We start from the raw sequence: 20,168 nt of genomic DNA on the forward strand, positions 1-20,168 counted from the left end.
GGCCGGCGGGGTCGGTGCCCAGCGGTGGGAGGGTGCGCAGGGCTGCAGCGGCTTCGGGAGAGAGGTGTGCGAGTTGCCATCGCACCTCTGCGGCACGGGCGTCGGATGCACGGGCGTCGGGGGCGTCCGGGTGTGCCCGCTCGACGGCCCGCGCGGCGTAGGCGGCTGCCCCGAGAGCATGCGCACCCATGTGCGCGACCCCTGCGGCCTGTGCCGCGGAGCGGGCGGCGGCGGTGCCGGCAGGGGTCACGGCGCTGCGAGCAGCCCTGCCCGCGACGAAGCGACGACGGATCTCGCCCGCAGCCGTGAGCTCGCCCCGCGCGAAGGCGCGCGTCCTGGCGATGGCATCGCGCGCACGGTCGTCGTCCGGGGCCTCGGTCTCGAACAGCGGCAGCACGCGCTCGGCGCAGTCGGCCGCCCACACCGCGACGATCCGACGGTCGGTCTCGGTCATGCCCTGAAGAGTCATGCCCTGCGGAGTCGACATGGGGTTCACCTCGTCCGTCGTCCGGTGCGAGCGCGCGCGGCCTCGTGCGCCTCGCGGAGAAGGGCGAGCACGGCACCCTCCGTCGCCGCTGCGGGGTTGATCACGCACACCCAGCCGGCGGTGCCGTACAACGGGTGAGGCTGGAAGACGTCGACCGCCGTCGGGTCGGTGTCGCCGCCCGTGAGAGACCCCGCCGCGATGATCGACTCCGCGATGATCGAGTCCGCGCGCTCGCGTCCGACGTGGATGTTCACCCGGAAGCGCCCTGGAGCGTCCAGCGCGGAGGACGTGTCGTCGGGATAGTCCTTCGTGATGATCGTCCCGTACGGCTGCGTGCGCTCCGGCATCCGGCCGTCGGGCGCGTGGTAGAAGTATGCGTCTCCCCATGACAGTTCGGGGAAGTCGCTGCCTGCCTCCGGGGCGACGACGAGCACGCCGTCGAACGAGCGGACCTCTTCGATGATCTCCTGCATTTCCATCCTTCAATGCTGAGGCTGATGTGCTTATGTGGGCTCAAGGGCAGGAAAGACAAGGAGGCACGTGCAGAACCCTCAAGAGCAGGTGATGACCACTGCGGCGCTCGGACGGCTGGTCGGCTACTCGACGCAGCAGGTGCGCGACCTCGAGCGACTCGGTGTGCTCCCCGCCGCGGAGCGCGGTGCGAACGGGTACCGGCGGTATCGGATGCCGCATGTCCTGGCGCTGCACGCCTATCGGGCGTTGGCGACGGCGCTCGGTCCGGTGCCCGCGCGTCGACTGATGCCCGCTCTCATCGGCGGATCGGTCGAGCAGGCGGCGGAGCGGATCGACACCCTGCACGCGGATCTCGCCCTCGAACGCTCACGGGTGCGCGCGGCCCTGCGCGGACTCGAGGACGCGGTGGCGGAGGCCGACGACCCGTTCGTCGAGGACGATGCCATGGCCATCGGCGAACTCGCCCAGGCGCTCGGCGTCCGCTCCTCCGCACTGCGGCACTGGGAGCGCGAGGGGCTCGTGCGCCCCCTTCGGCGTGCAGGATCGGTCCGCTCCTACGACTCCGCTGGGATCACCGAGGCGCGGATCGCCGCCGCCCTGCGTTCGGGCGGCTACGGCATCCCCGCCGTTTCGCGGATCATCGACGAGGTGCGCGCGCACGGTGACACCGCGCAGGTGCAGCGCATCCTCGCGGAGCGATTGGGCGACCTCACGCGCCGCAGCGTCACGCTCCTCGCGGCGGCAGGAGACGTGCACGCCCTACTGACGGAACACCTCGCGGGGGCCGGATCGGACGGACCATCCTTCACGTCCGAGCGCTGATGTCAGATTAGCCAGCGGCCACGGGCTCGCGACATGATCACGCGCGTGGCTGACTGCTCCCACCTACAGACACGGAGCTTGCGGGTCGGCGAAGCTATAGCTTCCAGTTACTCAGGGAGATAGCTCATGACGAAGAAGTTCTTGACAGTATCGTCACGCGGGGCGAAGGCACTGATAGCCGAGGACGGTCACCAGATCGAAAGTGATACATTTCATTTATGATGGTGTGGATCGTGTACTTGGAAGAAACTCCTGGTTTCATCGGCGTCTTTGACGTCGAAAGCGACGCGTACGAATTCCAGGAAAAGTATGCGGCTGATAGCGGACTCTCAGTTCTGCTTACCCCCGTCTCTGTGCCTTATCGGGTCGCGGGAACAGATGGGCCTCTTTATTCGCAGTAGACGCTACGACTCCCCTACCGCGCGTCGAGCGGCTCGAGTGTCTAGCGGAAGTTTTAGTTGACTAGAAATAGGTATTCAAAGATGAGACACCGTCACCACCACAAGTTCGGTTTTATTTTCGCTGGATCATTGATCCTCGGGATCGTAGCAGCCGGCGGCAGCCCGGCTTACGCGGCATCATCAGGGAACGACGCGCCCGACCTCCCGCCACTCACAGCGGTGAGCTCGGCGGACGTTCCCGACGAGTACCTCGTCTACCCGGATGGAACACCGCTTCCTGCCGATGCGGTGGTGATGACGGACGCGGAGATGGATGCACTTGGGTCGGACACGAGCATCGGCGCTCCTGAATCGACGCCAGGTGCGACCACGAGAGCGACGGTAGTAGGAAATTGTCATTTTGCGGTGGGACAAATGTGGAAGAGATCATCCGGACAAGGATTCCCCTCCGGTTCAGTGGGCGCGAAGCCAGCAATCTCTAGTTGTTGGGGAGCCGTCACCAAGACGTACATCAGGTCCATCGTTTTCATGCATAACGGGTGGCTCTGGGTTCCCGTTACTGAAGCCTTCGAGAGTTTTGGCACGTGGAACATGGTGCAAAAAAGTGTCCAGTACAAATGCAATGGGACCGGGCAGCACACGTTCCGCGTTGTCTCGTATTTCAAAGCCTCTGGGGCCAAGGATGTCACCGCTGCGTCAGCTCAGCTCAGCTCCGGCGATTACAAGCTCCAGTGCGGCTAAAGACTGTCTGATCTCATGACGCGGTGAGCAATCGCTGCACTGAACCGCGAGCTGGCCCGTCACCCTCGAACCCGTCACCGTCATCTCGGACTACGAACGACGACTGCTCTCGAACAAGACGCTCGTCCACGCACTCGAGTCCGCATCAGTGGAAGTCGAGCGAGGCAATTCGTTAAGGGCTCGTGCGCCCCCTTCGGCGTGCAGGATCGGTCCGCTCCTACGACTCCGCTGGGATCACCGAGGCGCGGATCGCCGCCGCCCTGCGTTCGGGCGGCTACGGCATCCCCGCCGTTTCGCGGATCATCGACGAGGTGCGCGCGCACGGTGACACCGCGCAGGTGCAGCGCATCCTCGCGGAGCGATTGGGCGACCTCACGCGCCGCAGCGTCACGCTCCTCGCGGCGGCAGGAGACGTGCACGCCCTACTGACGGAACACCTCGCGGAGGAGGAGGGGTCGTCGCTCACGTCCGCGCCGGGATCTGCGCCAGGACCTCGGGGATCAGCGGATTCTCGTCGAGGGGGTCGGTGATGACCGCGGCGATCGCCTCGAACGGCAGTACCGGGTAGCGCGAGGCGGCGCCGATCTTCTCGTCGCTGGCCAGCACGATGGTCGCGGCGCATCGGGAGGCGATCGCCCGCTTGGTGACGGCATCGTCGAGTTCGCCCGTCGTGAGACCGTGTCGGGGGTCGACGCCCGTGACGCCGACGAAGAACACGTCGGCAGCGAGGTGCTGGATCGCCTCCATCGCGAGTCCTCCGCCGGCGACGAGAGAGTGTCGGGCGAGCTCGCCGCCGATCATGATCACGCGCGCATCCGAGTGCTCGGCGACGGCCAGGGCGACGGCAGGACTCGGGGTGATGACCGTGATGTCGGTGCCGGAGGGAAGCAGTCGCGCCATCGCGAGCGTGGTGGTGCCGGCATCCAGCACGATCGTCGATCCGGGGAGGATGGTCGTGACCGCCTGGCGGGCGACCCGCTCCTTGCTCTGGGTCGCCAGATCGTGGCGCTCGCGCACCGGGCGATCGGCCGCGGCGATGGGCAGCGCGCCGCCGTACACGCGCTGGAGCCTTCCCTCGTCGGCGAGCTCGCGGAGGTCGCGACGGATGGCGTCTTCCGATACTCCGAGTTCATCGGCCGCAGCCTTCGCCACGACCCGTCCCTCGCGGGTGAGCACGTCGAGCAGGTGGTCCTTGCGCTGAGCAGCGAGCATACGTTTCCTCACGAAGTTGCACGTTTATGCATGATTCAGACTACAGTCATCTCCATGATGAAGCCACTCCTGATCCTGATCGCCGGCCCCTACCGTTCCGGCACGAACGGCGACCCCGCCCTGATCGCTCGCAATCTCGCGCGCTTGGAGGAGGCGTCCGGTCCGATCTTCCGCCTCGGCCACGTGCCGATGATCGGGGAGTGGGTCGCATTGCCGGTCCTGCGCACCCTCGAGCCGGGCGACTCCGGCGAGGGCGACGTCATGTACGAGACCGCCCGCCGACTGCTCCTGCACTGCGACGCGGTGCTGCGGCTGCCGGGGGAGTCGTCCGGCGCCGACAAGGACGTCGAGATCGCCCACGAGCTCGGGCTGCCCGTGTACCGGTCGCTCGACGAGATTCCTGCAGCTTCGACTCCGTAGGCTGGAGGCATGACCAAGAACCTCTGGACCATCCTCGGCGTCATCCTCGCCGTCGTGATCGCGTGGTGGATCGTGAGCGCGTTGTTCTCGGTCCTCGCTTTCATCTTCAAGCTCGGGATCGTCGCGGTCGTGGCCGTGGTGGTCTTCCTCGTGCTGCGAGGGATCTTCAGCCGCAGCGACGACTGACCAGACGTCACCGCGGGTAGGTCACGCCGCTCAGCTGCTCCGAGAGGTCCCAGCTGCGCGCGGCATCCGCCGTGCTCCGCAGCGGACGGTACAGGGCCTGCTCGGCCGGAGCGCCGCCCATGTGGCCAGGACCGCGCGGGCCGTACAGGCGGCCGGGCAGAGCGGACGACGACGCTGCCGCGAACAGGGCGGGCAACGCGGCGCTCTCGGCCGTGCCGACGATCAGCCCGCGCTGGGACGCCCACCGGATCACCCTCACCTCGACGGTGTCGTCGGCGCGACCGAGTTCCGGACGGGCGGCGAGCAGGCTCGTGGGGGCGACTCCGGGGTGGGACAGGTTCGACGTGATGCCCCATCCGAGCGCCTGGCTGCGCCGGTCGAGTTCGAGGCCGAACAACCCGAGCGCGATCTTCGACTGCCGGTAAGCCCGCATCCCGTCGTACGACTGCTCCCCGTTCGGATCCTGCCAGTCGATCGTTCCGCGGGCCGCGGCCACGCTCACCTGGGAGGTCACGCGCGCCTGCCCCGCGCTGAGCACGGGAAGAAGGTGTGCGACCAGGGCGAAGTGCCCGAGATGATTCGTCCCGTACTGCACCTCGAACCCGTCGACGGTCGTCTGACGGTCAGGCGGGGTCATCACCCCGGCGTTGTTGATGAGCAGATGCACGGGGCTGCCGTCCCTCCGCATCGCCTCGCCGAACTCCGCCACGGAGTCGAGCGATGAGAGGTCGAGCGGCGCGGTCTGCACCTGCGCACCCGCCGCGGTGTCCCTGATGGTCGCGGCGGCGGCATCCCCCTTCCGCGGATTGCGCACGGGGAGCACGATCTCGGCTCCGGCACGGGCGAGACGCGTGGCGATGTGCAGGCCGATGCCGTCGCTCCCTCCCGTCACCACCGCACGGCGGCCGGCGAGAGAGGGGATGCGGATGTCGGGGATGCGCGGGCTCATGATGTGCTCCTTCGGGTCTTCCTCCAGCGTGCGTGCTGGGCGTCGCCGCAACCAGGACTCCCCATGCAGTGGATACCGGCACGGACGGATGCGAGGATCGGGGCGTCGGGAGGAGGGCCGGATGGCCATCGACAGGACGGCGCTCGCGGGGTTCCTGCGACTGCGGCGAGACAGTCTGCAACCGGAGGACGTGGGGTTGGCGCGGGGGGCGCGACGGCGCACCGAGGGGCTCCGTCGCGAGGAGGTGGCCGCGCTCAGCCACATGTCGGCCGACTACTACGCGCGACTCGAACGCGGCGACGGGCCGCTGCCCTCGGAGCAGATGCTCGCCGCGATCGCCCAGGGGCTGCACCTCACGATCGACGAGCGCGACCACCTGTTCCGCCTCGCCGGACATCAACCGCCCGCACGGGGCGGAGTCGGCGACCACATCGGACCGGGGATGCTGCGGATCCTCGACCGGCTGCAGGACACTCCGGCCGAGATCGTGAGCGAACTCGGAGAGACCCTGCGGCAGACGCCCCTCGGCGTAGCGCTCACCGGCGACACGGCACACCTCACCGGCATGGAGCGGAGCCTCTGTTATCGCTGGTTCCGCGAGCCATCCACGCGGGACCTGTACGACCCCGCCGAGCACGAGTTCCTGTCGCGGCTGTGGGTGTCTGGTCTGCGGGAGGTCATCGCCCGGCGGGGCCCCTCATCGCGCGCTGCCCGCATGGCCGACGCGCTGCAGGAGCACAGCGCGGAGTTCCGCGAGATCTGGGAGCGTCATGAGGTCGGCCTCCGGCCCCGCGAGACGAAGCGCTTCGTGCATCCCAGCCTCGGGCCGCTCGAGCTGACGTGTCAGAGTCTCGTCGATCCCGAGCAGTCGCAGTTCCTTCTCGTCTACACCGCGATCCCGGGGTCGGAGAGCTACGAGAAGCTCGCTCTGCTGTCGACCCTGGCTCCCCGGGTCTTCGTGTAGGGGACTTTCGAATCGCGCAGATGGTGGGGAAACGGCGTCCGCAGCACCCGTTTGCGCGATTCGAAGGCGAGAGGGCTACGCCTTCGCGAAGGAGCCGACGCGGTACTTCGCTGCGCGGTGCGTGTCCTGCACGCGGTCGCCGCGGCCGTGGAGCTTGTTGCGGAGCGTGCCGGGCGCATATTCCTCCGGGTAGGCGCCACGCGCGCGCAGCACCGGGATCACGTGCTCGATGATGTCCTGCCACGTGCCGGGCGTGACCGCATAGGCGAGGTTGAAGCCGTCGATGTCGGTCTCGTCGACCCAGGACTGCAGCTCGTCGGCGATCTCCTCGCCCGAGCCGACGATCGTGGGGCCGAGGCCGCCGATCGCGTTGTGGCGCCCGAAGTCGCCGACAGTCCACTCGCGACCGAGGTCGGCCTCTTCCTTCAGGTGCTGCAGCACCGACTGGATCGCGTTCGACTCGACGTTCCCGACCGGCTCGTCCTCCGCGTACTGGGACAGGTCGACGCCCATCCACCCCGACATGAAGGTGAGTGCGCCCTCCGGGCTGGCGTAGGAGAGGTACTCGGCGTGCTTCGCGGTCGCCTCTTCGCTCGTCGCGGCGGTGATCACGGTGAGCAGCGTGTAGATGCGGGCGTCGTGGCGGTCGCGCCCCGCGGCTTCCAGGGCGTCGCGGATGCGCTTCACCGTGCCGGCGAGCACCTCCTTCGAGGGGGCGGCGACGAAGATGGCCTCGGCGTTCTCGGCGGCGAACTTCACCCCGCGCGGGCTCGCGCCGGCCTGGTAGATCACCGGTGTGCGCTGTGGTGACGGCTCGGAGATGTGGATGCCGGGAACGCTGAAGTGCTTCCCCTCATGCCCGATCGGGTGCACCTTGCCGGGGTCGGTGAAGATGCCGCGCTCGCGGTCTTCGACCACGGCGTCGTCTTCCCAGGAGCCCTCCCAGAGCTTGTAGAGCACCTCGACGTACTCGTCGGCGTGGTCGTAGCGGTCGTCGTGCGCGAGCTGGTCCTCCTGGCCCATGTTGCGCGCGGCGCTGGGCAGGTAACCGGTCACGACGTTCCAGCCGACGCGGCCCTGCGTGAGGTGGTCGAGCGTGCTCAACCGGCGCGCGAACGGGTAGGGGTGCTCGAACGCGGTACCCGCTGTGATGCCGAAGCCCAGGTTCTCGGTGACCGCGGCCATCGCGCTCACCAGCAGGATCGGGTCGTTCACCGGCACCTGGGCGCCGTTGCGGATGGCGGCCTCGTTCGTGCCGCCGTACACGTCGTAGGTGCCGAGCACGTCGGCGATGAAGATGCCGTCGAAGGTCGCACTCTCCAGCAGCTTCGCCAGGTCGGTCCAGTACGAGATGGTGTTGTACTGCCGCGACCGGTCGTCGGGGTGGCGCCACAGCCCGGACGACTGGTGGGCGACGCAGTTCATGTCGAAGGCGTTGAAGCGGATCTGACGGGTCATGGGCTCCATGAAAGGCGAACCGCGCCGGGGAATCCAGGGTCGCCGACACGCGCCGACACATTCGAGGGCAGGCTCGCGGGAGAGCTCAGCGTCCGTAGACGTCCCGGCGGTGGCCGAGCGTGACGACCGCGATGACGAGCACATCGTCGTCGATCGTGTAGATGATCCGATAGTTCCCGACTCGGACTCGGAGCCCATCGCGCCCCTGCAGCGCCTTCGCGCCGGGAGGGCGCGGGTTCTCCCCGAGCAGGGCGATAGCTCCGCGAATGCGGTCGCGATCCTGATGGTCGATCTTCTTCAGGGCTCGAACCGCGGCCGGACGCAGCTCGATCCGGTAGCTCACGTCCAGCCCAGGTCGGCCTTCACCTGATCCCAGGGGAGGTCGGGACCTTCCTCCGCCATCGCCTCGTCGAACGCGGCCACGTCCTCGGCGTCCTCGAGAGCTTCCTGCATTCGCTCGTACTGCTCCGGGCTGACGATCACGGCTGCACGCTGACCGCGACGTTCGATGAACACCGCTTCCTCCTGAGAACGGGCGATGACCGTGGAGAGGTTGTTGCGGGCGTCGGCGACGCTGACAGTGGACATCCCACTATTGTACATCTGGCTCAGTGTGATGTACATGGAAAGGGCGATGCTCCACCCCGGCGGGCTCTACCCTTGACTGGTGACCGACGAGACCGCGACAGCCCAACGTCTGGTGCGGCGCTTCGCCCGCGAGACCAACCTGCTCGTGGCCGGTCGGGATTTCTCCGTCGTCGGGACGGATGGTGTGGCCGACGAGCTGCGTCGACTGCTCCCCGCGTTCGGCGCGCATCTCGGCGACGCTGGCACGGTCGGCCACGGAGTCGTCTTCGCACCGGGTGCGACGCCCGAGATCCTGCTCGACGGCAAGGCTCTCCCTGCGCGTGAGACGGCTCACGACCGTGTCGATGCGGCCGGACGTCACATGCCCGTCGCCACCGATCGCGCGCGACGCCTGCGCGAGGCCGGCACGGTGAAGGGAGTGCGGATCGGCATCGCGATGGTGCTGGAGCCGAAGACCGCCCAGCTCGCCCTGCTGCTGCGGGATGCCGGAGCGACGGTCGCCGTCTACGCCCACCCGGATGAGATCGATGTCGAGGTCGCCCAGGTGCTGCGATCCCGCGGAATCCCCGTCGACGGTGACCCGGCCCTGTCGGCAGCTGCGGAGCGCGCCGCTGCCGTGGCCTTCCTGCGCCGCGGCTTCGACCTGCTGCTCGACGACGGCTCCCACCTGATCCGTCTCGCGCACGAGGAGGGTCTCGCAGCCGCGTTGCGTGGGGCGGCGGAGGAGACCACGAGTGGACTCACGCCCCTGCGGCTCATGGAGCGCGAAGGAGTGCTCGAGATCCCGGTCATCGCGGTGAACGACGCCCAGACCAAGACCTCTTTCGACAACCGCTACGGCACCGGCCAGTCGTGCGTCTTCGCGATCGCCGACGCCCTGGACGACGCCGGCATCGACCTTCGCGACCAGCGGGCCGTGGTCGTGGGCTACGGGCCCGTAGGAGAGGGCGTCGCCGCCCACCTGCGGGCGCTGGGCGTGCAGGTCGGCGTCACCGAGACCGACCCGGTGCGCGCACTTCGCGCCGCGCACGACGGCTACCGCATCGGGCGTCTGCACGACCTCGCCCCCGGAGCGCTCGTCGTCTCGGCCACCGGTGCGCCGCACACGGTCGATGCCGAGGTGCTGCGCACGGCGGCGATCGTCGCGGTCGCCGGCGGTGTTCCGCACGAGGTCGACTTCGATGTGTCGACGTTGCAGTCGTACGCAGGAGCGGACGGGCAGAGATCGCCGTTCGTCGAGCGTGCGGGAGACGGCGCGCTCGTGATCGCGAGGGCCGGATGCGTGAACCTCGCAGCCGGCGAGGGCAACCCGATCGAGATCATGGATCTGTCGTTCGCCGTGCAGTTGTACGCCGTCGAGCACCTGCTCTCGCTCGCGCTGCCCGTCGGAGTGCATGCCCTTCCCGCCGAGGCCGACACCGCCATCGGCACGGCCGCTCTCGCCCTGCGCGGAGAGCGCATCGACCAGCGCAGCGCCGCCCAGATCGACGCGCTGCGCGAATGGCGCTCGCCGCGTTTCCGAGGAGAGTCCGCATGACCGCCGTGACCGTCTACTCCGCGGGGCTCGTCGTGCCGATCACCGCCCCACCGATCGTCGACGGTGCGGTCGCCGTGCGCGACGGACGGATCATGCACGTGGGCGAACGCGAGTGGGTGCTGCGGTCGCTCTCGGAACGCGGGATCGAGGCGGAGGAGGTGCACTGGCACGGCGTGCTCACCCCCGGTCTCGTGAACGCGCACACCCACCTGCAGTACACGGGCATGGCCTCGGTCGGGCGCGGGCAGTACGACGGCTTCGACGACTGGGTGCGCGCGTTCGATCCGGTCTACGAAGGTGGGCGCGACTGGGCGGCGGACGCGGCCGACGGTGCCGCACAGGCACTGCGTTTCGGCACGACGGCCGTTGCGGATGTCGTGACCGACAGGGCGGCAGCGACCGCATTGCACGACGCCCGCCTGCACGGCATCACCTACTGGGAGGTGATGAGCTGGACCAACGCCGACTGGGCTCGCACCGGGCGCGAGCAGGTGGAGCAGGCGCTCGACGCGCTGCCGACGCCGCCGGGGACGGGCCTCTCACCCCACGCTCCCTACTCGCTCGACATCGAGCCGCTGCTGGAGATCCCCGACATCGTGCGCGAGCGCGGCGGACGCATCCACATCCACCTCGGCGAGGCTGCTTTCGAGAGCGAGTTCGCGCACGAGCACCCGCAGGCCTGGCACACGGCAGGGCTCGCGAGCTTCCAGGAGCTGCGCAAGGCCGGATTCGGCACCAGCGCCACCGAGTTCGTCGATCAGCTCGGCGTGCTCGGACCGGACTGCCACATCGCGCACGGGGTGTACATGAGCGCCAGGGACCGTGCCATTCTCCGGGAGCGCCGCACCACCGTGGCGCTGTGCCCGCGATCGAACGCCGTCATCGGGCTCGAGGAACCCCCGATCGCCGCGTACCTGCGCGAGGGCAGCCCGATCGCCGTCGGCACCGACTCGTTGTCGTCGAGCCCCTCGCTCGATGTGCTGGCCGATGTGGCCGAGCTCGCGCGCATCGCCCGCTCGCAGGGGTACACCGACCGCGACCTGCACGCCCGCCTGCTGGGTGCGGCCACCCTCGGAGGAGCGCACGCCATGGGCATCGACGTCGGTCCCGACCGCACCGGGTACCTCGCGGTGGGGGCACTCGCCGACCTCACGTTCTTCGACGTCCCGTCCGGCCCCGATGCCGTGGTCGAACTCGTCGAGCACGGGGCGGGCCGCACGGCCGCCACCATCATCTCCGGCGAGGTCCGCTACGCCGTCGACTCCTTCCCCGAAACCGGAGCACCGGCATGACACAGCGCCCCGCGACCGCCGAACGGCTCGACCTCGCCCCGCACCCCGAGGGCGGCTGGTTCCGTCGCACCTGGACGAGCCCGCTTCCCGTCGAGACGCCGAACGGTCCGCGCCCGGCGGCCACCTGCATCCACTACCTGCTGCTGCCGTCGGAACGGAGTGAGTGGCACGTCGTGACCAGCGACGAGCTGTGGCTGTGGCACGGCCCGGGGCGGCTCGAACTGAGTCTCGGTGGCGACGGCGCGGAGCCGGGGGTGGCGACCCCGGTGGTGCTCGGACCCGACGACGCGGCGCAGGTGCTCGTGCCCGCCGGTGTCTGGCAGGCCGCGCGGCCGCTCGACGCCGACGAGGTGCTGGTGTCGTGCTTCGTGTCGCCAGGTTTCGACTTCGCCGATTGGCGACTCGCCGCATCGCCTACTCTGTAGAGGCAGACCCGCCTCGACACCTGGCGGACCCGCCCTGCCCCGCGCTCTCCTCCCTACCCTTCTTCGCCCTGGAGTCATCGTGCCCTTCGCCCTCTCCCTCCGCCGCGCAGCCGCCGTCACCGCTGCGGCCGCCGCCATCGCGCTCACTCTCTCCGCATGCACCTCGCCGTCCTCCGACTCCGGCAGCGGTGACGGGTCGGGCCTCTCGACCGTGACCGAGGGCAAGCTCACGATCGCCACCGGCGAGCCCAACTACGAGCCGTGGTTCGTCGACGACGACCCCTCCAACGGCGAGGGCTTCGAGGGCGCGGTCGCGAACGCGGTCGCCGAGCAGCTCGGGTACGCGGCCGACGACATCGTCTGGGTGCGCACCACCTTCGACGGCGCCATCGCTCCCGGTCCCAAGGACTGGGACATCAACCTGCAGCAGTTCTCCATCACCGACGACCGCAAGAAGGCCGTCGACTTCTCGTCGCCGTACTACACGACCACGCAGGCCGTTGTGGCCGTGGGTGATTCACCCGCCGCATCCGCGACCACGATCGACGAGCTCAAGGCCACCAAGGTCGGCGTCGCCAGCGGCACCACCAGCTACACGGTCGCGAAGGCTCAGCTCGGCGAAGGCAACCTCAGCGTCTTCAACTCGGTCGACGACGTCGTGCTCGCGCTCAAGGGCGGTCAGATCGACGCCATGATCACCGACCTCCCCGGTGCCTTCTACGTGGTCGGCGCTCAGCTCGACGACGGCGTGGTCACCGGACAGTTCGCCGACGCGAACGGCGGAGACGACTTCGGCATCGTGCTGCCCAAGGGCTCCGCCCTCACAGCCGACGTCACCAAGGCGGTCGACGCCCTACGCGAAGACGGCACGCTCGACGAGCTGCAGCAGAAGTGGCTCAGCGACGCGGTCGACGTCCCCGTCCTGAAATGACCTCGACCTCCGTCGACGTGGAGTGGCAGCCGAGCGAGCTCGAGCTGTCACGCCGCGCTCTGCGGCGCCGGGCCACCACGCGCTCGGTCCTGATCGCCTTCGGCAGCAGCCTCGCGCTCGCCGTGGTGCTGATCGTCGTCGTTGTCAACACTCCCGGTTGGGCGATCGTCAGCCAGACGTTCTTCGACCCGCAGGTGGCGCTCGAGAGCATCGGTCCGATCTTCCAGGGGCTGCTCGTCAACCTGCTCGTGCTCGTCATCGCCGTGGTGTGCGTCGCGATCCTCGGCACGCTCCTGGCCACCCTGCGCTCTTTGCGTGGCCCCGTGTTCTTCCCGCTGCGTGCGCTCGCTGCGGCGTACACCGACTTCTTCCGCGGCATCCCGCTGCTGATCGTGCTGTACCTGGTGGGCTTCGGCATCCCCGCGCTCGGGATCTTCCCGCGCATGCCCGCGATGTTCTGGGGCACGATCGCGCTGGTCCTCACCTACTCCGCGTACGTCGCCGAGGTGCTCAGGGCCGGCATGGAGGCGGTGCACCCCTCGCAGCGCATCGCCGCGCGCTCGCTCGGACTCACGCACGGGCAGACGCTGCGGATCGTCGTGATCCCGCAGGGCGTCCGCAAGGTCGTGCCCGCACTCATGAACGACTTCGTGTCTATGCAGAAGGACGTGGGTCTGATCTCCGTCCTCGGTGCGGTCGATGCCGTCAGGGCCGCGCAGCTGATGGTCGCCGAGACCTACAACTTCACCCCCTACGTCGTGGCCGGCCTCATGTTCATCGTGCTCAGCTGGCCGATGATCCGCCTGACCGACGTCGTCACGGCGCGTCTGAACAAGCGCGAGCAGGCCGGAGGAGTCGTATGAGCGTGCCGGTGATCGAAGCCAAGGGCGTGCGCAAGCGCTTCGGCGACCACGACGTGCTGCGTGGCATCGACCTCTCGGTCGGCACGCATGAGGTCGTCGTGCTCATCGGCGCCTCCGGCTCGGGCAAGTCGACGCTCCTCAAGACCATGAACCTCATCGAGGGGATCGACGACGGGCAGATCTTCCTCTCGGGGGAGGACATCACCGACCCGCGGGTGGATGCCGACGCCGTACGGGGGCGGATCGGGGTCGTGTTCCAGCACTTCAACCTGTTCCCGCATCTCACCGTGCTCGACAACGTTACGCTCGCCGCGGTCCGCGTGCACGGGATGCGCAAGGCCGAGGCGCGGGCTAAGGCGCGCGCGCTGCTCGAGACGCTCGGGCTCGGCGCCAAGGCCGACGAGTACCCCGACCGGCTCTCGGGCGGACAGCAGCAGCGCGTCGCGATCGTGCGGGCGATCCTCACGCAGCCCGAGGTGCTGCTGCTCGACGAGATCACCAGCGCGCTCGACCCGCAGCTGGTCGGCGAGGTGCTCGACCTGGTGCGCGAGCTGAAGGTCCAGGGCGCCACGATCGTGATGGCCACCCACGAGATGTCGTTCGCCCGCGAGGTGGCCGACCGCATCGTGTTCCTCGAGCACGGCGTGGTCGTCGAGCAGGGTCCGCCCTCGCAGGTGTTCGACGCCCCGCAGCACGCAGCCACGACGGAGTTCCTGGCCCGCGTGCGGCACTGACACCCGCCAGGACCCGCACGCGCCGACTTCATCCGCTCGACGGACAGAAGCGGTACTGAGGGTGGATGTGTGCCCTCGGGCGTTCGTGTTGAGCTTGAGGTCTCCGCTGAATCCTCGAGAGGTCTCCTTTGAGCACGCCCCACAACATCCCGTCTTTCCCTGCGCAGACGGAGAACTCTTCTGTCGCAGACTCCGGCGACCGTCCGCGACACGGGGGACCCACCTCCACGGGTAGGCCCCGTATCGTCGGCGTGGATGTCGCGCGTGGACTCGCGCTGGTGGGGATGTTCGGCGCCCACCTGATGGTCGCGAGCGGTCCTGACTTCACTCTCTCGGATCCGTCGACGTGGCTGGACATCGTCAACGGGCGCTCCTCGATCCTGTTCGCCCTGCTGGCAGGGGTATCGCTCGCACTGATGACCGGCGGTGCGCAGAACGCGACTGCGGACGAGCTGCGGAAGATCCGGTTGCGCCTGGTCGGTCGAGGAGCGGCGATCTTCGTGATCGGGCTGCTGGTCGAGCTGTTGGGCTCCGGGATCGCCGTGATCCTCACGCTGTACGGCGTGCTGTACATCCTGGCGGCGTTCACGGTGCACCTTCGCACCAGGGTGCTGGTGATCGCGGGGGCGGCGCTCGGTATCCTCGGTCCTCCGCTGCTCGCTCTGATCGGCACGCTCTCGCCGGATCTGGGTGGTCCTGGGCTGTCGCTGGTGCTGTTCGGCACCTACCCGATCACGGTGTGGGCGGCGCTGCTCTGCGCAGGTCTCGTGATCGGCCGCCTCGATCTGACCCGCGTGAAGACGGCTGTGGTCATGCTCGTCTGCGGCGGCCTGGTGGCGATCGGCGGATACACGCTGGGTGGGCTGCTCACGCCGCCGCAGCAGGATGTCACGACGTCGAGCTCCGCCTCCGACTCGAGTTCGGTTTCGGGCTCGATGAGTATGGTCCCGGGTGACGAGGTCGACATCTCCGGGATGACGTGCCAGACGAGCGACGGCATCGTCGCCTGCTTCACGCCGGAGAAGGCCTCGCTGTTCGCTGGCGACGGCGGTGGTGACGGCGGTGGCGACGTCGACGGCCAGTCGTACTTCGACCGGGTGGCGTCGCAGGACCCGCCCGCGAAGATGCTAGAGGCCGTCACCAACTTCTCCGCCCACTCCGGCGGGGTGCTCGAGATCCTCGCATCCGGCGGATTCGCGGTGGCGATCCTCGGGCTGTGCCTGATCGTCACTCGCTACGCGAGGTGGGCGGTGGTACCACTGGCCGCCTATGGTGCTCTGCCCCTCACCGGCTACGTCATCCAGGCGATCCTCATCCTGGCGGGTGCGGCGACCTGGCTCCCGAACCCGGTGCTTCCCTGGATCGCGTTGTCGCTGCTGATGATGGCCGGCGCACTCGTCTGGACGCGCACGGTCGGCAAGGGTCCGCTCGAACGGCTCACGGCGCGTGCGGCCGATGTCATGGCGCTGACCGTGAAGGGGAAGAGCCGGGCCTGAGGACTGCCTCGTTTCGAGGAGGGGCGACAGCGAGGCGGAGGGGCCGGGGGAGGGCGGAGCTCAGGCGAGCTCTTCCTCCTCCGGCCGTCGGGGGCTCGGATCCGGTGGCAGGATCTCGATCGGATGCGCGGCGGTGCGTTGTGCCCGCCACCAGATCACGAACCCGATCGCGGTGAAGACGCCGTAGAAGACGTACATGAAGCCGGTTGCGTAGTAGCCGGAGCTGAACAGCAGCGGCACGCCGACCACGTCGACGGCGATCCAGATCAGCCAGAACTCGGTCCAGCCCTTGGCCATGCCGTAGGTCGCGAGCAAGGATCCGACGAACGTCCAGGCATCGGCCCACACCGGCTCCCAAGATCCGAGCAGCCGGAAGAGCGGGGTCAGGGCGACCGTGCCGACGATCATCACGAGCACCATGCCGATGCGTGCGCTCGTCGGGGCCCAGCGGGGAACCACTCGCCCGCCGTCGAGATTCCGCCAGCGGATCCAGCCGTAGATGGCCACGGCGATGAACATGATCTGCCGACCGGCCTGCCCGAGCAGGTGCGGCAGCGACGGGTCGGGGCTGAGGGCCGAGCCGAGGAAGACCGTGAGCAGCAGCAGGTTGCCGATGATGCCGACCGGCCACGCCCACACCTTGCGGCGCATCCCGCCGAGGGCGCTCGCGAGGCCGAACGCGTTGCCCACGACTTCGCGCACCAGAAGCGTCTGGCCGCCCGGGAGCATCCACTGCGAGTTGAAGGCGTCGACGAACCACTGCAGCAGGTTCATCGTCAGGATCCGGTGCGGGGTTCGGTGCCGGGTTCGGCGCGATCGTCGAGCATGAGTTGCAGCATGCTCAGATCGAGCCAGCGTCCGAACTTCGCGCCGACCTGCGGCATGCGCCCGACCTCGACGAAGCCCAGTCGCTCGTGCAGGGCGATGGAGGCCGCGTTGCCGCTCTCGACCCCCGCGATCATCACGTGCATCCCGGCCACCCTGGCACGCTCGAGGAGGGCCGTCATCAGCGTGGTGCCGATGCCCCGACCATGCTGGCCGTCCCGCACGTACACCGAGTGCTCGACCGTGTGACGGTATCCGCTGTGCGGGCGCCACTGCGCGTAGGAGGCATAGCCCAGCACCCCGGTGTCGTCGACGGCCACGATGACCGGAAAGCCACGGACGGTGCGATCGGCGAGCCAGGCGGTGCGGTCGGCGAGGTCGACAGCCTCTTCGTTCCAGATCGCGGTGGTGTGCAGCACGGCATGGTTGTGGATCGCGGTGATGGTCTCGAGATCGGTGGTCTCGGCGTCCCTGATTCGCACGGCTGTCATCGGCGGGCGGTCTCTCTTCTTCTGCGCTTCGGGTGCGCATCCTTCGGCGCTCGGGTGCGCATCGCCGACGCTAGCAGGAGGAGCGCTGTTCGGGCGTGCTGCGGCCGAATGGTTGCGGGAGGCGGGGTGCGGGTGTCGCTCTTGTCCCCCGAACGGCCTATAGACGCGCGCAAAGATCATGTCTACTGTGTAGAACGTATTGTTTTAGTAAGCGGGTGCATCGGAGGATCTCATGTCTTTGGAACACGCGCGTCGCGCAACCTGGCGCAAGAGAGTGGCCAGCGCGCTGATCGCACTCGTCCTGTCCGGTGTGGGAGTTCTCGCCTTGGCGGGCCCTGCCGCAGCCGCGCCGGGTGATTGCCCATCCGGGTACACGTGCAGTTACTCGGGTTACAACTATGGGAATGATGCATGGCAGCAGCCGTCTACGCACAAGTTCGCGAACTGTGTGGATGTCATGGCCATCGGCTGGAGGTCCTACGGCGACGTCATCTCCTCCACCTTCAACAACGGGCGCTCCCAGAACTCCTACCTCTACCGAGGTGAGAAGAAGAAGGGAACGTATCTCTTTGTCGCTCGGGGGAGCGGATTTGGCAATGTGGGGAGTTTTAACGACGACATTGAGTCCGGGTATTTTGATACCACTCGAAACAGTGTGGGTTCGGCTCTATGCCAGTGACGTCTCTGCGTGAGGGCGGCCGCCTGTTTGCGTCGGCCGCCCTCGCAGTCGTAGCTGTATTGGGTCTGGCGGGGTGTATAGCGTCCAGCAGTGAGGCCGCCGATGCCAGCCTGAAAAATCAAGCGCTCTGGACGATGCCACTTGATGAGTTCGTTGTGTATTCGCCTGAGTTGGATAACTATACAGAGCAGTTGTTGATTTCGGATTGTCTGGGTGCGCAGGGGTATGAGTGGCCCGTGCCATGGCAGGACACCGACTTCCCCCTTCCGGAAGATATGAATCAGGTCGGCCTGCGGTTGTTCACCTTGGAGCTGGCGAAGAAGTGGGGTTATCACTTCGCGCAGCTGCAGAATCCGGAGAGCGCTGAGCTGTGGCTGGAGTTCACGGAGACGGTCGATTCGTACTTTCCGAATCAGGAGTTGGATGACGCGCTCGTGGCCTGCACCGACAAGATCCGTGCGAAAGACAAGGACTCTCTCTCCAACTTCGACGGACGGAACTACATTTCTGAACTGACGACCCAGGCCATGATCATCGTGGAGCAGGATACCGATGTGGTCAAGGCGGTGAAGGCCTGGCGGGAGTGCTTGACCCCACGGGTGGATTACGCGGTGACTCAGGAGCAGCCTTGGGAAGGGCCTCCGTCCGCTGAGCAAGAGAAGTGGGGTGCGGTGACGGGGTCGTCGTCGGCGCCTTCCGCGGAGGAGCTTGCTGCGGCTGTCGCTGATGCGGAGTGTCAGGAGTCGAGTGGGTGGGCCGCGCTTTGGTATGAGCGGAATTGGGAGGAGCAGGAGAAGCTCGTCGCGGAGAACAGGGACAAGCTCGATCGGATCCGTGCGGACGCGATCGAACGGAAGAAGAAGCTGTTGACGATCGTGGCGGAGAACGCGCCAGCCGCGCCTTAGAGAGGCGGCGCGAGAGTTGGCTCAGCGAGGAGTCGTGGCCGATCAGTGAGCAATGAGAGTTCGATGGATGAAGTAGCTGTGCCGGAAACGGCGAGACGGTCCCGCTGGATCGTCGTGATCGCCGTGGTGTTGATCGCGGCGCTGATTGGGGCGGGATTCTGGTTTGCTGCGCAGTTCCAGTCTTCGGCGCAGCAGGAGGCCAATGCCAAGGCGCCCACCCCCGGGCCGGTCTTCGCGGAGGTCATGCAGGGTTCGCTGGCTGGAGAGGTTGGCTTCACTGGGCAGGCGGGGCCGTCGACGCAGACTCCGGTGACGGTGCTTCCGGTCGCGGATGCGTCGCTCACCGTCGTCACCGGACGGCCATTGGCGGCGGGTGCAACCGCTTCTTCGGGGCAGGTTCTCACCGAGGTCAATGGGCGTCCTCTCTTCGGTGTGCACTCGGCTTTCTCCTTCTACCGCGACCTGGGCGTCGGGGATCGTGGGCCGGATGTCGAGGCACTACAGGCCGCACTGGTGGCGCGGTCGTACCCTCTCAATGCTGATGGGCGGTTCGGAAGCGAGACGGCCACGGCGGTGAAGCGCTGGTATCAGGACAGCGGCTATGAAGCCCCCACTCGCAGTGCTGCTTCGGCGGACAAGACGAGCCAGGGGGAGGGCGAGAAGTCGGCGGATCCGAGCGCGAAGGTGCCGGCTGCCGAGGGGTATGTCCCGGTCGCCGAGATTCTGGCGATGCCTTCGGCGTCCGCGCAGGTCGTGCAGGGCGTTCAGGTCGGACAGCGTCTGGCGGCGGAGGGCGTGCCGGACTTCATCCTCGGGTCGGCGGATCTGGTGGTCACGATCACGGTTCCCGTCACCGATCTCGGGGATGTGGTCGCAGGAGACGCGGCTGTGATCTCGATCGGTGGCACTGAGGTCGAGGGCACCGTGGGAGACATCCGCCCCTCCGGCTCGGCCGAAGGCTCAGGGGGATCGGGCTCGGAAGGGGACGCGGAACAGGCCGCACCCGAGGTCACTTTCGCCGTGATCCCGAAAACAGCACTGCCGGGGTCGGCGGGGCGGACGCGGGTGACGGTGACGAAGCAGATCGTGGCCGAGGACGCGTTGATCGTCCCGGTTCTCGCGGTGTCGGACCGAGGGCCTGACAAGAATGTTGTGACGAAGCAGCAGGCGGACGGAACGCTGGTCGAGGTGCCGGTCGCGGTTCTGGGCACACTGCAGGGCGAGGTCGCCGTCGAGCCGCTCGACGAAGGTGCCCTGAAGGCCGGCGACCTGGTTCGAGTCGGTTGAC

Annotated in this window: 24 protein-coding genes; 15 read left to right on the forward strand and 9 right to left on the reverse strand. The window is 67.9% G+C overall.

Features of this window, described 5'->3' with window-relative positions; genetic code table 11:
- Both FFS56_RS16365 and FFS56_RS16370 read right to left on the reverse strand, forming a co-directional pair.
- Window positions 1-487, reverse strand: a 487-nt coding sequence (locus FFS56_RS16365; protein WP_212742675.1) for a putative immunity protein, incomplete at its 3' end; no start/stop codon positions are given.
- A 5-nt stretch (window positions 488-492) separates the two neighbouring features.
- A complete protein-coding gene (locus FFS56_RS16370; protein WP_127012829.1) occupies window positions 493-966 on the reverse strand; it encodes a DUF6194 family protein in 474 nt (157 codons plus the stop codon).
- A gap of 61 nt (window positions 967-1,027) precedes the next feature.
- Between FFS56_RS16370 and FFS56_RS16375 the strand changes: the two genes are divergently transcribed.
- Both FFS56_RS16375 and FFS56_RS20710 read left to right on the forward strand, forming a co-directional pair.
- Window positions 1,028-1,783: a MerR family transcriptional regulator gene (locus FFS56_RS16375; protein WP_233437345.1), complete on the forward strand. Its 756-nt coding sequence runs from the start codon at window positions 1,028-1,030 to the stop codon at window positions 1,781-1,783.
- 1,324 nt (window positions 1,784-3,107) lie between these two features.
- Complete coding sequence (locus tag FFS56_RS20710) at window positions 3,108-3,455, forward strand: hypothetical protein (protein WP_212742676.1); 348 nt, start codon at window positions 3,108-3,110, stop codon at window positions 3,453-3,455.
- Here the strand turns inward: FFS56_RS20710 and FFS56_RS16380 are convergent.
- Window positions 3,388-4,137 (reverse strand): DeoR/GlpR family DNA-binding transcription regulator, encoded by a 750-nt coding sequence (locus FFS56_RS16380; RefSeq protein WP_046748558.1) that lies wholly within the window; start codon window positions 4,135-4,137, stop codon window positions 3,388-3,390. The two genes, FFS56_RS20710 and FFS56_RS16380, sit on opposite strands and share 68 nt — an antisense overlap.
- Before the next feature lie 54 nt (window positions 4,138-4,191).
- On the opposite strand from FFS56_RS16380, the gene FFS56_RS16385 reads away from it, so the two are divergent.
- Window positions 4,192-4,557 carry an NUDIX hydrolase gene (locus FFS56_RS16385; RefSeq protein WP_046748559.1) on the forward strand — a complete coding sequence of 122 codons (366 nt, stop codon included), beginning with the start codon at window positions 4,192-4,194 and terminating at the stop codon, window positions 4,555-4,557.
- 9 nt (window positions 4,558-4,566) lie between these two features.
- The gene (locus FFS56_RS20615; protein WP_046748560.1) at window positions 4,567-4,743 is read left to right on the forward strand and encodes a hypothetical protein; all 177 of its coding nucleotides are present in this window, start codon (window positions 4,567-4,569) and stop codon (window positions 4,741-4,743) included.
- A 7-nt stretch (window positions 4,744-4,750) separates the two neighbouring features.
- On the opposite strand, the gene FFS56_RS16390 is transcribed toward FFS56_RS20615, so the two are convergent.
- Window positions 4,751-5,692, reverse strand: a complete 942-nt coding sequence (locus FFS56_RS16390; RefSeq protein ID WP_127012828.1) for an SDR family oxidoreductase — start codon at window positions 5,690-5,692, stop codon at window positions 4,751-4,753.
- A gap of 121 nt (window positions 5,693-5,813) precedes the next feature.
- On the opposite strand from FFS56_RS16390, the gene FFS56_RS16395 reads away from it, so the two are divergent.
- On the forward strand, window positions 5,814-6,656 hold the full coding sequence (locus tag FFS56_RS16395; protein WP_127012827.1) for a helix-turn-helix transcriptional regulator: 843 nt from the start codon (window positions 5,814-5,816) through the stop codon (window positions 6,654-6,656).
- 75 nt (window positions 6,657-6,731) lie between these two features.
- Here FFS56_RS16395 and FFS56_RS16400 read toward each other — a convergent pair whose 3' ends face one another.
- The 3 genes from FFS56_RS16400 to FFS56_RS16410 all read right to left on the reverse strand — a co-directional run bounded on the left by FFS56_RS16400 (window position 6,732) and on the right by FFS56_RS16410 (window position 8,702).
- Complete coding sequence (locus FFS56_RS16400; RefSeq protein WP_046748563.1) at window positions 6,732-8,114, reverse strand: LLM class flavin-dependent oxidoreductase; 1,383 nt, start codon at window positions 8,112-8,114, stop codon at window positions 6,732-6,734.
- Between the two features lie 85 nt (window positions 8,115-8,199).
- Window positions 8,200-8,457, reverse strand: a complete 258-nt coding sequence (locus tag FFS56_RS16405; RefSeq protein ID WP_127012826.1) for a type II toxin-antitoxin system RelE/ParE family toxin — start codon at window positions 8,455-8,457, stop codon at window positions 8,200-8,202.
- A complete protein-coding gene (locus tag FFS56_RS16410) occupies window positions 8,454-8,702 on the reverse strand; it encodes a type II toxin-antitoxin system Phd/YefM family antitoxin (RefSeq protein ID WP_052748764.1) in 249 nt (82 codons plus the stop codon). Before FFS56_RS16410 ends, FFS56_RS16405 begins: the two co-directional genes overlap by 4 nt.
- Before the next feature lie 79 nt (window positions 8,703-8,781).
- Between FFS56_RS16410 and FFS56_RS16415 the strand changes: the two genes are divergently transcribed.
- The 7 genes from FFS56_RS16415 (at window position 8,782) to FFS56_RS16445 (ending at window position 15,980) form a co-directional block, all read left to right on the forward strand.
- Window positions 8,782-10,239, forward strand: a complete 1,458-nt coding sequence (locus FFS56_RS16415; protein WP_208644281.1) for an adenosylhomocysteinase — start codon at window positions 8,782-8,784, stop codon at window positions 10,237-10,239.
- A complete protein-coding gene (locus FFS56_RS16420) occupies window positions 10,236-11,531 on the forward strand; it encodes an amidohydrolase family protein (RefSeq protein ID WP_046748565.1) in 1,296 nt (431 codons plus the stop codon). Before FFS56_RS16415 ends, FFS56_RS16420 begins: the two co-directional genes overlap by 4 nt.
- A complete protein-coding gene (locus FFS56_RS16425; protein ID WP_046748566.1) occupies window positions 11,528-11,956 on the forward strand; it encodes a cupin domain-containing protein in 429 nt (142 codons plus the stop codon). The genes FFS56_RS16420 and FFS56_RS16425 overlap by 4 nt, the downstream gene beginning before the upstream one ends.
- 79 nt (window positions 11,957-12,035) lie before the next feature.
- Entirely contained in the window at window positions 12,036-12,887 is an 852-nt protein-coding gene (locus tag FFS56_RS16430) for an ABC transporter substrate-binding protein (protein ID WP_046748567.1), read from the forward strand.
- Window positions 12,884-13,750 (forward strand): amino acid ABC transporter permease, encoded by an 867-nt coding sequence (locus FFS56_RS16435; RefSeq protein WP_127012824.1) that lies wholly within the window; start codon window positions 12,884-12,886, stop codon window positions 13,748-13,750. Before FFS56_RS16430 ends, FFS56_RS16435 begins: the two co-directional genes overlap by 4 nt.
- Window positions 13,747-14,484, forward strand: a complete 738-nt coding sequence (locus FFS56_RS16440; RefSeq protein WP_046748569.1) for an amino acid ABC transporter ATP-binding protein — start codon at window positions 13,747-13,749, stop codon at window positions 14,482-14,484. Before FFS56_RS16435 ends, FFS56_RS16440 begins: the two co-directional genes overlap by 4 nt.
- A 251-nt stretch (window positions 14,485-14,735) precedes the next feature.
- Window positions 14,736-15,980 (forward strand): heparan-alpha-glucosaminide N-acetyltransferase domain-containing protein, encoded by a 1,245-nt coding sequence (locus FFS56_RS16445; RefSeq protein WP_127012823.1) that lies wholly within the window; start codon window positions 14,736-14,738, stop codon window positions 15,978-15,980.
- A 60-nt stretch (window positions 15,981-16,040) separates the two neighbouring features.
- Here FFS56_RS16445 and pnuC read toward each other — a convergent pair whose 3' ends face one another.
- Both pnuC and FFS56_RS16455 read right to left on the reverse strand, forming a co-directional pair.
- The gene (pnuC, locus tag FFS56_RS16450) at window positions 16,041-16,754 is read right to left on the reverse strand and encodes a nicotinamide riboside transporter PnuC (protein ID WP_046748570.1); all 714 of its coding nucleotides are present in this window, start codon (window positions 16,752-16,754) and stop codon (window positions 16,041-16,043) included.
- Between the two features lie 2 nt (window positions 16,755-16,756).
- Entirely contained in the window at window positions 16,757-17,296 is a 540-nt protein-coding gene (locus FFS56_RS16455) for a GNAT family N-acetyltransferase (RefSeq protein ID WP_127012822.1), read from the reverse strand.
- A 232-nt stretch (window positions 17,297-17,528) separates the two neighbouring features.
- Between FFS56_RS16455 and FFS56_RS16460 the strand changes: the two genes are divergently transcribed.
- From FFS56_RS16460 to FFS56_RS16470, 3 genes are all read left to right on the forward strand, one after another.
- The gene (locus FFS56_RS16460) at window positions 17,529-17,975 is read left to right on the forward strand and encodes a peptidase inhibitor family I36 protein (RefSeq protein ID WP_127012821.1); all 447 of its coding nucleotides are present in this window, start codon (window positions 17,529-17,531) and stop codon (window positions 17,973-17,975) included.
- Complete coding sequence (locus FFS56_RS16465; protein ID WP_127012820.1) at window positions 17,972-18,880, forward strand: hypothetical protein; 909 nt, start codon at window positions 17,972-17,974, stop codon at window positions 18,878-18,880. The genes FFS56_RS16460 and FFS56_RS16465 overlap by 4 nt, the downstream gene beginning before the upstream one ends.
- Before the next feature lie 63 nt (window positions 18,881-18,943).
- Entirely contained in the window at window positions 18,944-20,167 is a 1,224-nt protein-coding gene (locus FFS56_RS16470; RefSeq protein ID WP_082108668.1) for a peptidoglycan-binding protein, read from the forward strand.
- Window position 20,168 lies beyond the last annotated feature (1 nt).

The sequence above is a fragment of the Microbacterium sp. Beta genome (genome assembly GCF_005502545.1).
GTDB classification, from domain to species: domain Bacteria; phylum Actinomycetota; class Actinomycetes; order Actinomycetales; family Microbacteriaceae; genus Microbacterium; species Microbacterium oxydans.

Bases quoted from the DNA above. Each gene is read 5' to 3' on its own strand.
- FFS56_RS16370 (WP_127012829.1), bottom strand. From the start codon at position 966: ATGGAAATGCAGGAGATCATCGAAGAGGTCCGCTCGTTCGACGGCGTG.
- FFS56_RS16380 (WP_046748558.1), bottom strand. From the start codon at position 4,137: ATGCTCGCTGCTCAGCGCAAGGACCACCTGCTCGACGTGCTCACCCGC.
- FFS56_RS16385 (WP_046748559.1), top strand. From the start codon at position 4,192: ATGATGAAGCCACTCCTGATCCTGATCGCCGGCCCCTACCGTTCCGGC.
- FFS56_RS20615 (WP_046748560.1), top strand. From the start codon at position 4,567: ATGACCAAGAACCTCTGGACCATCCTCGGCGTCATCCTCGCCGTCGTG.
- FFS56_RS16390 (WP_127012828.1), bottom strand. From the start codon at position 5,692: ATGAGCCCGCGCATCCCCGACATCCGCATCCCCTCTCTCGCCGGCCGC.
- FFS56_RS16395 (WP_127012827.1), top strand. From the start codon at position 5,814: ATGGCCATCGACAGGACGGCGCTCGCGGGGTTCCTGCGACTGCGGCGA.
- FFS56_RS16400 (WP_046748563.1), bottom strand. From the start codon at position 8,114: ATGACCCGTCAGATCCGCTTCAACGCCTTCGACATGAACTGCGTCGCC.
- FFS56_RS16410 (WP_052748764.1), bottom strand. From the start codon at position 8,702: ATGTCCACTGTCAGCGTCGCCGACGCCCGCAACAACCTCTCCACGGTC.
- FFS56_RS16420 (WP_046748565.1), top strand. From the start codon at position 10,236: ATGACCGCCGTGACCGTCTACTCCGCGGGGCTCGTCGTGCCGATCACC.
- FFS56_RS16425 (WP_046748566.1), top strand. From the start codon at position 11,528: ATGACACAGCGCCCCGCGACCGCCGAACGGCTCGACCTCGCCCCGCAC.
- FFS56_RS16435 (WP_127012824.1), top strand. From the start codon at position 12,884: ATGACCTCGACCTCCGTCGACGTGGAGTGGCAGCCGAGCGAGCTCGAG.
- FFS56_RS16440 (WP_046748569.1), top strand. From the start codon at position 13,747: ATGAGCGTGCCGGTGATCGAAGCCAAGGGCGTGCGCAAGCGCTTCGGC.
- pnuC (WP_046748570.1), bottom strand. From the start codon at position 16,754: ATGAACCTGCTGCAGTGGTTCGTCGACGCCTTCAACTCGCAGTGGATG.
- FFS56_RS16455 (WP_127012822.1), bottom strand. From the start codon at position 17,296: ATGACAGCCGTGCGAATCAGGGACGCCGAGACCACCGATCTCGAGACC.
- FFS56_RS16460 (WP_127012821.1), top strand. From the start codon at position 17,529: ATGTCTTTGGAACACGCGCGTCGCGCAACCTGGCGCAAGAGAGTGGCC.
- FFS56_RS16470 (WP_082108668.1), top strand. From the start codon at position 18,944: ATGGATGAAGTAGCTGTGCCGGAAACGGCGAGACGGTCCCGCTGGATC.